The organism is Candidatus Pelagibacter communis (assembly GCF_001180165.1).
In the GTDB taxonomy this organism is placed as follows: domain Bacteria; phylum Pseudomonadota; class Alphaproteobacteria; order Pelagibacterales; family Pelagibacteraceae; genus Pelagibacter; species Pelagibacter ubique_P.
On record NZ_CVSQ01000001.1, the window covers coordinates 1 to 13,194 of the forward strand.

Sequence of the window (13,194 nt, forward strand, 5' to 3'; positions counted from 1 at the left end):
ATAAACAACACAATCGATATCCTGATCAGGCAATATATCTTTTGTTACCTCAGTTACTTTATTTGACATTTTGATCAAATTTTCTTTTGTTAGCGGGTTATAGCATTCGATACGATTTACAAAGAAATCAACTTCTCTGTCTTTAATTACGTTTATAAAATCTCTTTCAATCATAAAATCACTTGCAAGCGCAATAAGTCCAATTCTTGGATTTGATTTAGTAATATATTTGGGATCTATTTTTGTTGAATTCATATTTTAAAAGGTGAATATATCAGAAGTTCTTTAATAATCATTAATATAAAAAATAGGTATGAATATAAAAGATACTTTCGTAGCGTCCTTGGTGCCTATTTTTTTAGGGTTTGGTTTTGTAATAGCTAAACCAGCATTTGAATCTTTTCCTCCTATTCTTTTGATGGGCATAAGATTTACTTTTGCAGCTTTATTGTTGATATGGTGGTTTCCAATCCCAAAAGGTTATTTAAAAAGAATATTTGCTGCATCATTAGTTGCTAATACTTTACAATATAGCATTACTTATTCAGGGTTAGATTTAATAGATGCATCTGCTGCAGTTCTTTTGGTTCAAACAGAAGTTCCGTTTGGAGTTATTTTTGCTTACTTCATGCTTAAAGAAAAACCAACTATTAGAGCTTTGATTGGTATAGCTATCGCTTTTGTTGGTGTTTACATTTTAACCGGATCCCCTAACCTGGATGGAAAATTTATTGGAATTGGACTTACGATTTTAGGTTCGGCTGTATGGGCTCTTGGGCAAGTTATGGTTAAACCTTTAAGTAAAGAAATAAATCCTTTAGCGTTAGTTGCTTGGTTAGCCTTATTCTCTGGACCAATATTAGTGATGCTATCTGCAATAATTGATGGAAACACAATTAATTATTTTACAAATGCAAAATTTGATCATTGGATTATTGCAATTTATATAGGTTTCATCATGCAACCAATTACTTATGGTTGTTTCTATTATGTTTTGAAAAACAACCCACTTTATAAAGTACTGCCGATTGTAACTATGGGGATACCGCCAACAGGTTTATTAGCTGCTATTTTTCTTTTAGGAGAAAAACCAACGCCAGAATTATTTATAGGTGGTGCAATAATCATAGTTGGTGTGATTTTAATTGTATTTACAAAAAACAAAAAAGAAGAGGAAATAAAATGAAAATAGGATTTATTGGTTTAGGTAATGTTGGAGGAAAACTTGCGGGAAGTTTATTAAGAAATAACTTTGATCTTACAGTAAGAGATTTAGATGAAACTTTAACAAATTCTTTGAAAGACTTAGGTGCTAAAGTTGCAAAATCTCCAAAAGAATTAGCTGAACAATCCGATTTAATCATTACCTCTCTTCCTTCTCCTGAGGTTTCTGCAGAAGTGATGGAAAGTGAAGATGGAATTCTAAATGGTTTATCAGAAAAGAAAATTTGGCTAGAAATGAGTACCACAGACGAAAATGAAGTAAAAAGACTTGGAAAAAAAGTAATAGAAAAAAAAGCTATCCCTTTGGATGGACCTGTGAGTGGTGGATGTCATAGAGCTGCAACAGGTAATATTGCTATATTCGTGGGTGGAGAAAGAAAAGCATTTGAAAAAATTTTACCTGCATTAACTGTTATGGGGAGAAAAATATTACACACTGGTGAACTTGGTACAGCAAGTGTATTAAAAGTAATTACAAATTATCTAGCATCTACACATTTAGTTGCTTTAGGTGAGGCTTGGACTGTAGCAAAAAAATCTAATTTAGATTTAGCAAAAACTTATAAAGGAATTGCTATTTCCTCGGGTAATTCATTTGTGCATGAAACTGAAAGTCAGGTTATATTAAATGGATCTTATAATATAAATTTTACAATGGATTTGGTTTTAAAAGACACAAGTCTATTTGACAATCTTGCAAAAAAACTGAATGCTCCTTTAGAAATTTCTCCACAAATAGTTGAAATTTTTAAAGATGGTCAAAAAAAATATGGTTCCAGAGCTTGGTCATCAATGATTGTGAAAAGGATGGAGGATTTAAATAATATTAATTTTAGAGCTAATGGTTTTCCTGATGAGTTGGTTGATAATGAACCTGAGGAAAAAGGATATGAAATTTAATTAATGTGTTAAGATAAAAAATGTTAGATAAAAGAAAATTTTACATAAATGGTAAGTGGGTTGATCCAATTAAAAAAAATGATTTTGACGTAATTAATCCATGCAATGAAGACCCGTTTGCTGTTATTTCTCTAGGTTCAAAAGAGGATACAGATTTAGCTGTTAAATCAGCAAAAAATGCCTTTGATACTTGGAAAGAAACTAGCAAAGAAGAAAGACTCGGATTACTTGAAAAGTTATCATCAGTTTATAAAAAAAGATTTAATGAAATGGCTGAGGCTATTTCTCTTGAAATGGGTGCGCCAATAGATTGGGCAACAAATGTTCAAACAGCTTCAGGGAAAGATCATTTAGATGATTTTATTTTAAGATTAAAAAATTTTAAATTTGATGAACACTTTGATAATAAATCAAATAATCATATCTATTATGAGCCAATTGGAGTTTGTGGATTAATCACACCGTGGAATTGGCCAATTAATCAAATTGCTTTGAAGGTTATTCCAGCATTCGCAACTGGATGTACAATGATTTTAAAACCATCAGAGATAGCTCCTATTTCTGGAATATTATTTGCAGAAATGATTGATGAAGTAGGTTTTCCAAAAGGAGTATTTAATTTGGTAAATGGAGACGGCGCAGGAGTGGGAACCCACATTTCAAGCCACCCTGATATTGATATGGTTTCTTTCACAGGTTCAACACGAGCAGGAAGATTAATTTCAAAAAACGCTGCAGAAACAATTAAAAGAGTTTGTCTTGAATTAGGTGGAAAAGGTGGAAATATTGTTTTTGCTGACAGTTATAAAAATGCAGTAAGAGACGGTATTAGAAATGTAATGAGCAATTCTGGTCAATCTTGTGATGCACCAACAAGGATGCTGGTTGAAAAATCAATTTACGAAAGAGCTGTTAAAGAAGCTGTAGATGAAGCAAACAAAATCAAAGTAGATCAAGCTTCAAAAAAAGGAGATCATATAGGACCAGTAATTTCTAAAATTCAATATGATAAAATTATAAATCTTATTGAAAGTGGAATTTCTGAAGGTGCAACTCTTGCAGCAGGTGGACCTGAGCTACCGAATGGTTTGAACAAAGGATACTTTATCAAACCAACTATCTTTACAGATGTAACTAATGAAATGAGAATTGCTAAAGAAGAAATTTTTGGACCTGTGTTATCTATAATTCCATTTGAAACTGAAGATGAGGCAGTCAATATTGTAAATGATACTTCTTATGGTCTTGGAAATTATTTACAAACTGAAGATAGAGAGAAAGCACATAGAGTTGCAAAAAAATTAAGATCAGGCTGTGTTTATATTAATGGCAATGGAGCTGATGCTGGAACTCCATTTGGTGGTTACAGGCAATCAGGTAATGGGAGAGAAGGAGGTGTTTGGGGCCTTGAGGAATATCTTGAAGTAAAGAATGTTACTGGTTGGAGTTAACCGAATTTTTTAAATATCTAAGTCTTCCAATAATTTCATCTCGATCCATGTAATAACCTTGTAAATGTCTATGTCCTGAGTTTGGATCATATTCTGTTCTACCGTGTAATAATCTTCTATTGTTAAAAGAAAAAATATCGCCTGGCCCTAATCTAAATTTAATCTGGAATTGATCGTCATGAAGCAAATTTCCAAATCGGTGATGAGCTTTATAAACTTTATCCATCAAATCAGGATGGCAATCTAAAGCATCCATGGTTGCTACACTAAACCTTATATCATGGTAATCGTTATCTTTTGTTAGAGATATCGCGGGTGCATAATAACTTCTAACAGACTCTTGTGTATAATCCATGTCTCTAAATTTTAAATGAACGTTTACTAGCGTATCAAATATTTCTTTCTCATTTTTTCTTAAATAATCCGCTACTGCAAAGCCATCTACGGCGGACGAGTCTCCTCCAGATGCAGAATTTACTAAACAATGAAGAAATTGGTAACCAGGTGGTGTTTCAAACCATGGTAAATCCATATGATTTCTTAGGGCATGTGCTGTGTAAGCAGAATTATTTGGTTTAGGGATGTTAATTACTTCAAACGGTGTTTTAAAAAAAGTTTCTCTGGTATGGCTAATTCTATTTAAAATTTTAAAGCCAGAATTATTTTCAGTTGGAGCATTTTTTACTATAGCAATTCCAGTATGATGTAAAAGCTCTAACCATCTAATAAGTCCTTCATCTGAGCTCATAATTTCATCATGTTCAATCTCAATTGATTTCAGGTCATTTTGCAAAGAGTTATCCCAAAGTTGATATGGTGATTTATATTCTAAATTATTTTTTATTGTATAGCAGTTTTCTCTTAACCAATTTTGATCATAATAACTTATATGATCACCTTCACTCCATTCAATTTCAAGCTTACCTTCATTATTTACTGCAAATTTTTTCGGATTAATTTTGTTTGATACTTTTAAAATATTAAACATTCTATGACGTGAGTCTTTATCGTGTGCAGTTGGACAATTATCTCTTAACCATAAATAATTAAATTTACTTTTTTTTCCATCGCTCCAGTCAACTTCTAAATTTGTAGAATTTTTAGTTATGTTTTTAATTGTAAAATTTTGTTCCATTAATTTTTATAATTTGAATGTTCTCTCTCTAGTTTTCTTAATAAAGCAGCCCACTCTGTTTTTCCATCATAATTATAATCATCAGAGTCACTCATGTTTTCCCAAAAATATGCAGCTTTTTGTTTATCTATTTCATGTTTATTTAAACCCATAGCAAGATTTTTTACCTGAACTGAGCATGCTTGCTCTAGATAATAAGCTCTGAAAAATGCTTCTGCAGCAGTTTTTCCTACTGTGTAATATCCATGATTTCTAGTAATCAAAATATCATGTTTGCTAATTAGATTTTCAAATTTACTTCCAAATTCTTTGTCCTCAACAAATTCATAGTCAATATATCCAACAAGATGATTTAAATAAACTGCAGCCTGTGAAAGATACATTAAACCCTCTTTAGTGCCACCAACTGCCATCACATCATTGGCATGTCCGTGAACATAAAAGTTTACATCATTTCTTTTATTAAAAATCCATTGAGCAAGATTAATGCATCCGTCGTTTAACCAAGGTCCGTTTGAATCTAATTTTTTTCCGTTTTGATCAATTTTAACTAAAGATGAAGCAGTAATTTCTTCATAAAACATTCCATATGGATGAACAAAAGAACAATTCTTGTCTTCAGCAGATCTTGCACCCGCACATTGGTTAGCAAGGTCTGTCATACCGTACATATGTAAAATTCTATAGAGAGCAGACAACTCTAGTCGCACATCTTTATCTGTTTGCGCCATATACAAAATTCTTATTTAAAAAATAATTAAAAGCAAATAAATACAACCTTTATTTCTTAAAACAATTGTAAGTTGTATAATATTTGTTTTACATATGATGTTTGTAACTGTTAGAACATTACATCATGTCAAAAATTGAGATCAACAACGTATACAAAATTTTTGGAAACAACCCATCTTCTGTACTGCCAATGGTAAAAGAAGGTGCAACAAAAGATGAAATTTTAGAGCAAACTGGTCATACCGTTGGATTAGATAATGTTTCTCTTAAAATTGAAGAAGGAGAAACCTTTGTTTGTATGGGTTTATCGGGATCAGGAAAATCAACACTAATAAGACATTTAAATAGACTAATCGATCCAACTGATGGTGAAATTTTAGTTGAGGGCACGAATGTAATGTCACTTGATAAAGATAAGCTTATTGAATTTAGAAGACATAAAATGAGCATGGTATTTCAAAGATTTGGTTTGTTCCCACATAAAACAGTAATTCAAAATGTTGGATACGGACTAGAAATGCAAGGGAAAGGTGAGGATGAAAGAAATAAAATCTCAATGGAAAAAATTGATTCAGTTGGTCTAACTGGTTTTGAAAATCAATACCCTGCCCAATTATCAGGAGGAATGCAGCAACGTGTTGGTTTAGCAAGAGCATTAGCTACTGATACAGATATTATGTTAATGGATGAAGCTTTCAGCGCTCTAGATCCTTTGATCAGAAGTGATATGCAAAAACAATTAATTGATCTTCAAGCAGAACTAAAAAAAACAATTGTATTTATTACTCACGATCTAGATGAATCATTAAGATTGGGTGATCATATTGGGATATTAAATTCTGGTAAATTGGTTCAAGTAGGAACTCCTGAGGAAATTATTATGAACCCTGCTGATGATTATGTAAAAGCTTTTGTAAAAGATGTGAATAGAGCAAAAGTTATCAAGGCAAAAATTATTATGAAAACTGCTGATCAAGCTAATGATATAGATAAATCAAACTTAATAAAAGTAAATGAAGATGAATTTATAGAGGATTTTTTACCAAAAATCGTATGCTCTGATTCAAATTGTGAAGTGGTTGATAAAAGTGGAAATGTAAAGGGATACATTTCAAATCAAGAATTACAGTCTTCATTAACAAGATCATAAAGTGTTTTTAAAAAATTTCGAAGTAAAAAAGGAATGGGTTGATTACAACAATCACATGAACATGGCTTATTATGTTCTTGTTTTTGATCAAGCATGGGAAGTTGCTCTTGAAAAATTTAAAATGGGAGGAACTGCAGCAAAAAATCTTGGTAGAAGCACTATGGTTGTTGAAACAAATACTAAATACTTAAATGAAGTTAAAGAAGGTGAAAAAGTAAATGTTAATCTAACCTATTTCGACCATGACAAAAAAAGACTTCATTTAAAAATGGAAATGATTTCTCAAAAAACTAATAAAATTTCAGCCTCTATGGAATGGATATCGCTGTATATTGATTTAAGTAAAAGGAAAGTCACAGAATTTGAGGAAGAAAAAGTAAAAATAATGAGAGATTTTATTGAACAAAATAAGTCAAAATTTTCAAATGAAGGTCTTCTGTTCACCTCTAAATTGAAGAAATAATTAAATTTTCGAGAGATTTTTTTTTTGATATAGGTGCATAATGAGCACTGATAATAACTCAAAAGGAATTCTTTTAATAATTGCGGCAATGACTTTGTTTGCAATGCAGGATTCTTTAATTAAATTTATTTTTGAAAAAGCGGCACTTTATGAAATCTTCTTTGGAAGATATTTTGTTGCTGCAATTTTGCTATTTTGTTACATTAAATTTAGAGGTCAAAAAGTTTCTTTAAAAACCTATTATCCTTTTTTAACATTTATTAGAGTAATTCTTCATTTTTTAGCCTTTTCTGCATTCTTTATTTCTTTAACCTATATGCCTTTAGCTACAGCAAATGCTTTATTTTTCTCATGTCCATTTTTTGTCTCAATTTTTGCAAAATTTTTTTTGAAAGAATTTATTGGTATAAGAAGATGGTCTGCAATTGTGTTTGGTTTTATTGGTGTATTTATTGTTTTAAATCCAAACTTTGATGATTTTGAATATAAAAGTCTACTACCAGTCCTATGCGCATTTTTTTATGCAGCTTCAATGACAATAACAAAATATACATCTGATAAAGATGACGTTAATACTCAACTTTTTTATTTCTACCTAATAGCACTAATACTTTGTGGTATTATCTTCGTTTTTATGGGCAATGGTCAACTTAACGATCCTAATTTTGACCCCACTACGCAATTTATATTTAGAGAATGGTTTTCAAACTTTGATTATACTTGGAAGTTTATTTTATTTTTTGGTTTTGCTGCATCGATTGCTTTTGTATGTATTTTTTCAGCGTATATAGTTGCTTCACCATCTGTTGTTTCATTGTTCGAATATTCTTTAATTATAATGTCTATGATACCTGGTTATTTTCTATTTAACGAAATACCTTCAGCTAGAACCTTCATTGGAGTTGCGTGCATAATAGCAGCTGGAATTTATATTTATATGAGAGAGCGAGTTAGAGATCAATATATTGCAACTGAAACTCCAGTAAGAAGATGAGTAAAAGCTTTATACCTACAATCAATATATCTTCTCTAATTAAAAATAATTTTGAAACCCAAAATGCACTTAAAACAATTTCAGAAATTGAAAAAGCTTGTGTCAATGTAGGTTTTTTTCAAATTACTGGTCATGGAATTAATCTTAAAGAAATTAAAAAAACTTGTGAAGTAGGAAATAAATTTTTTAATTTACCAGACAGTAATAAAAGAAAATTATCACCTAAAAAATGGAATAAAAAAAATAAAAATTTATACAGAGGATATTTTCCTAATGATGTGAACGGAAAAGAAGGTTTAGATATAGGTGATTTAAAGGTAACTAAAAAATATTCTTCAGATATAAACAATCAGTACATAGAGTATCTTAATCTGAGTTTATGTTTTAATAAAAACTCAATTGATATTTTAAATAAATATTTTGACAATATTTATAAATTAAGTGAAACTTTATTTAAAAGTTTAATAAAACTTAATAAAAAAAATCCTGATATTTCTAGTGCAGCTTTTTCAAGATTAAAAACATTAAGTACATTAAGATTTAATTATTATCCTAATCAAACAAAACCGGTAGAAATATCTAAACAAGATGGGGTTGCTCTTGGATGTGAAACACATGTTGATAGTGGTGTATTCACAGTTCTCTATCAAGATAGAAAAGGTGGATTGCAGGTACAAAATAGAAAAAATAAAAAATGGTATGATGTGCCATTTAACAAAAAAGCTTTAGTAGTAAACACTGGTAGAGCTTTGGAGTTTCTAAGCAAAGGTAAATTTAAAGCAACTAATCACAGAGTTTTGTGGAATAAAAGTAAGAGACTCTCTGTTCCTTTTTTCTTTGAACCTTCATATGATTTCAAAATGAACCAATCATTTTTAAATGGAAGCAAATTCAAAAATAATGGTCCAATTTATGAGAAATTTCTTAACAAATCCTTAAAGAAATTTATTGAATATCAACGCTAGTAATAATAAAGTTTACCTATAAAGCGATACATAACTCGTCGTTAAATTCAAAAATTTACGAAAGTGGGATCGGTCGTCTTTAAATTAATTTTTAAAGGAGGCTTTATGAACTTTGGATATTTTTGTAATACTACTAATTGGGATAAAAAACCTTATACCCAACTTCTAGACGAAGCTAGAGAAATCACTGAATATTGTGATCAAAATAATTGGAATTCTATTTGGTATACCGAACATCATTTTAATCATGAGGGAATGGAGTCTTGCACTAACCCACTAATGATGTGTACTGATGCTGCTGCAAGAACTAAAAATATTCGTTTAGGACAAGCTTGCAACGTAATAACATTTCATAATCCTATAAGACTTGCAGAAGATATTGCTACCCTTGACCAAATGTCAAAAGGAAGAGTGGAAGTTGGTATTGGAAGAGGGGTTTACGGAAGAGAAGCCATTAACATGAACATAGAAGCTGACTTAAAAGATCAAGCAAAAAATTTTAGACTATTTTCTGAAACATTGGACATAATGAAAAAAGCTTGGTCTGAGGACTTCTTTTCTCACCAAGGTGAATTCTATACTTATCCCTCACCAAATTTTATTTGGCAGCACGATATGAGTCCTCCTAGAGAAAATGTAGTAGATTTAAAAACAAATGAATTAAAACAAATATCTGTTTTACCAAAACCTTATCAAAAACCCTTTCCACCAATTTCTCAAGTTGTTGATGGAGAAAGATCAATTCAGTGGGCAGCAGAAAATGGACTTAATACAATTATGTGGATCCCAACTGTAAAAGCTTTGAAAAAAAGATTTGAAATTTATAAAGAGGCAAAATCTAAAGCTGAAAATAGAGATGTACCACTGGGTGAAGGTATTAGTTTAGTTAGAGATATGTTTGTTGCAGAAACTATGGAAGAGGCTGAAAAAATGGCTGGAGAACATATAGTTAATTATATGAGATGGGTTTGCCATTGGAGAGGATTGGGAAATCATATGGATCCAGATGAAAAATTACCAGAGACAAAAAATAAGCTAGATTTATTAAATTATGAATTTCTTCATAAAAGAAATCTTTTATTTGGAACACCTGAGTTTGTAATAGAAAAAATAAAAGAACTTCAACAAGAATTAAATCTTCAAAATTTACAAGTCTGGTCTAACTTTCCAGGTATCAAACATGAAGACTGTATGAGAAGTATCAAGTTATTTACAGAAGAAGTTATTCCAAATATAAAACCAATAGATACAAACATACAAAGAGCTAGCTAGTAAATGAATTTAAAACTGAGAAAATTTGCAAAATTTGTAGATAAAACTTTTATTGAAGGTGGAAAAAAAGCAAAAGAACCTGTTCTGTTAGTTTCGGTTGCAGCTGTTATAGAAAACCCTTGGGCTGGAAAAGGTTTTGTAGAAGATTTAAAACCAGAAATACTAGATCTTGCACCTCAATTAGGAGATCTTTTAGTGCCAGAGTTAACAAAAGAAATTGGATCAGGTGAAAAAATTTTAGCTTATGGAAAAGCTGCTATGGTTGGATTGAATGGTGAAATAGAACATGCATCTGCATTTATTCATACTTTAAGATTTGGAAATAAATTTAGAGATGCTGTTGGTGGAACTTCTTATTTAAGTTTTACTAACACTAGAGGTCCCGCAGGTGCAAAAATTTCAATTCCAATGATGCATAAAACTGATGCTGGATTAAGACCTTTTTATCTAACGCATGAATTTACAATTCATGATGCACCTAATGAAGATGAAATAGTTGTTGCAATTGGAGGCGCTCCAACTGGACGAGCTCATGCAAGAACGGGTGATAGATATCAGGATATGAAAGAGATGGGCATCGATAACTAATTGATGTCTTACAATTTTGATAACAATCAAAATCATTATTATTTTAATAACAAAAATTCGTTACCAATAATTTTTATTCATGGTGTTGGTTTAAATCAACAAATGTGGAAACCACAAATTGAATTTTTTAAGAACAATTCCTTTATAACTTATGATCTGTTGGGACATGGGAAAACACCTTTTAAAAAGCCAAATTTATCAATGGAAAATTTTATTGATCAATTATCAAATTTAGTAAAAAACCTAAAGATAGAGAAATTCAATTTAATTGGTTTTTCTATCGGATCTTTGATTGCAATTGAATTTGCTTCAAAATATGAAAATTATTTAAATTCTTTAACTCTAATATCCACTACATATCAAAGAACAGCAGAGGAAAGACAAAATGTAATTGATAGAGTGAATTTGGCAAAGAAAAATATGCCAATATCTCAAATGGCAATGAAGAGATGGTTTTCAGATAAATACCTTGAACAAAATCCTGAGTTATATGATGAGTTTATGAAAATTCTTAACAAGAAAGGAATTGATCAAGAAAATTTTATTAAATCTTATGAGGTGTTTGCAAACTATCAGGACAATCTTGAAAATATAAAAAATATAAAAACAAATACTTTAATAATAACAGGATCGGATGATCCAGGATCTACACCTGATATGTCTAAAAATTTAAATAAAGATATAGAAAATTCAACATATGTTGAAATCAAAAATGGAAAACATCTATGCACTATTGAATATGCAGACGAAGTAAATAATGCAATAATGAAACATATAAATAATGCCTGAATTAAAAAAATATCAAATGTTTATAGATGGTCAGTGGGTAGACTCTGATACAAAAAAAACTTTTGAAACTTTAAATCCAGAAAATAATAAGCCTTGGGCTATAGTTCCTGAAGCTAGCGCAAATGATGTAGATAGAGCTGTAAAAGCTGCACAAAAAGCTTTTGAAGGTGAATGGCCAAAGATGCTTGCAAGAGATAGAGCAAAATATTTAAGAGCCATTGGAAATAAGCTAAGAGAAAATTCTGAATTATTAGGAAAAATTGAAACCATTGATACAGGAAAACTGTACAGAGAAACTTATCAACAAGCAAAATACATTGCAGAATATTATGATTACTATGCAGGTTTAGCTGATAAAGTTGAAGGAACAGTTCTTCCAATAGATAAACCAAATATTCAAGCGATCACAACAAGAATTCCAATAGGTGTTATTGCAGCTATCATTCCTTGGAATTCTCAAATGTTTTTAACTGCAACAAAAGTCGCTCCTGCTTTAGCTATGGGCAATACAGTAGTAATTAAATGTTCTGAACTAGCACCAGCAACTATGTTTGAATTTGCAAAGTTAGTTGAAGAAACTGGAATACCAAAAGGTGTTGTAAATGTAGTTTCTGGGTTTGGAGATCCATGTGGTAAAGCTTTAACTACTCACAACTTAGTTGAGAAAGTAGCTTTTACAGGAGGTCCTGAAACTGCAAGGCATATAATTAGAAACTCTGCAGAAAATTTATCTGAGGTAAGTTTAGAATTAGGAGGCAAAAGTCCTGTTGCTGTTTTTGATGATGCTAAACAAGAAAATGCAATTAATGGAATAACCGCTGGAATATTTGGAGCAAGTGGTCAAAGTTGTATAGCAGGTTCAAGGTTGTACTTACAAAAAGGAATTTATAACGAATTTTTAGATAAGTTAGCATCAAGAGCAGAAAAAATTAAAATAGGTGCTCCTATGGACTCTGATACTGAAATGGGTCCACTAAGTAACTTCAAACAATTAGAAGTAATAGAAAAAAATATTAAATTAACTGTTGAACAAGGTGGAAAAATTAAATGTGGTGGTAAAAGACATCCCTTTTCAAATGAAGGTTATTATTTTCCTCCAACAATTATTGAGTGTGAAAATCATAATTTACCGGCTGCTGAGAATGAATTGTTTGGACCTGTTTTATCGGTGATGAAATTTGATACTGAAAAAGAGGTAATAGAATTAATGAACGACAATCAATATGGTCTTTCTTCAGGTGTTTATACTAGTGATCTTGCAAGAGGCATGAGGGTATCTAATGCTATCCGAGCAGGAATAACATTTGTAAATACTTATAGATTAATTTCACCTTCAGCTCCATTTGGGGGTATCAAAGATAGTGGATATGGAAAAGAAGCAGGAATTGACTCAATTAAAGACTACACAAGAGTAAAAACAACTTGGTTCTACACATCGGATGAACCCTCGCTAGACCCCTTCTCAATAAGATAATCTGTACCAATTTACCCATCTAAAATAGGATAATTTTGTCATTGAATATTGATTGTA

General features: G+C 30.9%; 13 protein-coding genes and 1 pseudogene. 11 read left to right on the forward strand and 3 right to left on the reverse strand.

The annotated features are described in order from the left end of the window. A pseudogene (locus tag AMN88_RS00005) lies at nucleotides 1-255 on the reverse strand (racemase); the annotation flags it as partial. Between the two features lie 58 nt (nucleotides 256-313). Here AMN88_RS00005 and AMN88_RS00010 point away from each other — a divergent pair. Genes AMN88_RS00010 through AMN88_RS00020 form a run of 3 tightly spaced genes read left to right on the forward strand, consistent with a single transcriptional unit; the run spans nucleotide 314 to nucleotide 3,575 of the window. Next, a complete protein-coding gene (locus AMN88_RS00010) occupies nucleotides 314-1,186 on the forward strand; it encodes a DMT family transporter (protein ID WP_075535866.1) in 873 nt (290 codons plus the stop codon). Further along, the gene (locus AMN88_RS00015; RefSeq protein ID WP_256997763.1) at nucleotides 1,150-2,124 is read left to right on the forward strand and encodes an NAD(P)-dependent oxidoreductase; all 975 of its coding nucleotides are present in this window, start codon (nucleotides 1,150-1,152) and stop codon (nucleotides 2,122-2,124) included. Before AMN88_RS00010 ends, AMN88_RS00015 begins: the two co-directional genes overlap by 37 nt. 20 nt (nucleotides 2,125-2,144) lie before the next feature. Further along, the gene (locus AMN88_RS00020; RefSeq protein WP_075535867.1) at nucleotides 2,145-3,575 is read left to right on the forward strand and encodes an aldehyde dehydrogenase family protein; all 1,431 of its coding nucleotides are present in this window, start codon (nucleotides 2,145-2,147) and stop codon (nucleotides 3,573-3,575) included. Here AMN88_RS00020 and AMN88_RS00025 read toward each other — a convergent pair. Together AMN88_RS00025 and AMN88_RS00030 are read right to left on the reverse strand one after the other, a co-directional pair. Next, nucleotides 3,559-4,710: a TauD/TfdA family dioxygenase gene (locus tag AMN88_RS00025; protein ID WP_075535868.1), complete on the reverse strand. Its 1,152-nt coding sequence runs from the start codon at nucleotides 4,708-4,710 to the stop codon at nucleotides 3,559-3,561. The genes AMN88_RS00020 and AMN88_RS00025 overlap by 17 nt on opposite strands. Then, nucleotides 4,710-5,441 carry a class II aldolase/adducin family protein gene (locus AMN88_RS00030; RefSeq protein WP_075535869.1) on the reverse strand — a complete coding sequence of 244 codons (732 nt, stop codon included), beginning with the start codon at nucleotides 5,439-5,441 and terminating at the stop codon, nucleotides 4,710-4,712. The genes AMN88_RS00025 and AMN88_RS00030 overlap by 1 nt, the downstream gene beginning before the upstream one ends. A gap of 125 nt (nucleotides 5,442-5,566) precedes the next feature. On the opposite strand from AMN88_RS00030, the gene AMN88_RS00035 reads away from it, so the two are divergent. From AMN88_RS00035 to AMN88_RS00070, 8 genes are all read left to right on the forward strand, one after another. After that, nucleotides 5,567-6,592 carry a quaternary amine ABC transporter ATP-binding protein gene (locus AMN88_RS00035; RefSeq protein WP_075535870.1) on the forward strand — a complete coding sequence of 342 codons (1,026 nt, stop codon included), beginning with the start codon at nucleotides 5,567-5,569 and terminating at the stop codon, nucleotides 6,590-6,592. Nucleotide 6,593: 1 nt separating this feature from the next. Further along, nucleotides 6,594-7,055 carry a thioesterase family protein gene (locus AMN88_RS00040; RefSeq protein ID WP_075535871.1) on the forward strand — a complete coding sequence of 154 codons (462 nt, stop codon included), beginning with the start codon at nucleotides 6,594-6,596 and terminating at the stop codon, nucleotides 7,053-7,055. A 40-nt stretch (nucleotides 7,056-7,095) separates the two neighbouring features. After that, entirely contained in the window at nucleotides 7,096-8,049 is a 954-nt protein-coding gene (locus AMN88_RS00045; RefSeq protein ID WP_075535872.1) for a DMT family transporter, read from the forward strand. Next, entirely contained in the window at nucleotides 8,046-9,014 is a 969-nt protein-coding gene (locus AMN88_RS00050) for a 2OG-Fe(II) oxygenase family protein (protein ID WP_075535873.1), read from the forward strand. Before AMN88_RS00045 ends, AMN88_RS00050 begins: the two co-directional genes overlap by 4 nt. A gap of 105 nt (nucleotides 9,015-9,119) precedes the next feature. Next, nucleotides 9,120-10,286 carry an LLM class flavin-dependent oxidoreductase gene (locus tag AMN88_RS00055; protein ID WP_075535874.1) on the forward strand — a complete coding sequence of 389 codons (1,167 nt, stop codon included), beginning with the start codon at nucleotides 9,120-9,122 and terminating at the stop codon, nucleotides 10,284-10,286. A gap of 3 nt (nucleotides 10,287-10,289) precedes the next feature. Next, entirely contained in the window at nucleotides 10,290-10,874 is a 585-nt protein-coding gene (locus AMN88_RS00060) for an amino acid synthesis family protein (protein ID WP_075535875.1), read from the forward strand. Nucleotides 10,875-10,877: 3 nt separating this feature from the next. After that, on the forward strand, nucleotides 10,878-11,663 hold the full coding sequence (locus AMN88_RS00065) for an alpha/beta fold hydrolase (protein WP_075535876.1): 786 nt from the start codon (nucleotides 10,878-10,880) through the stop codon (nucleotides 11,661-11,663). Further along, nucleotides 11,656-13,137 carry an aldehyde dehydrogenase gene (locus AMN88_RS00070; RefSeq protein ID WP_075535877.1) on the forward strand — a complete coding sequence of 494 codons (1,482 nt, stop codon included), beginning with the start codon at nucleotides 11,656-11,658 and terminating at the stop codon, nucleotides 13,135-13,137. The genes AMN88_RS00065 and AMN88_RS00070 overlap by 8 nt, the downstream gene beginning before the upstream one ends. Nucleotides 13,138-13,194: the final 57 nt, after the last annotated feature.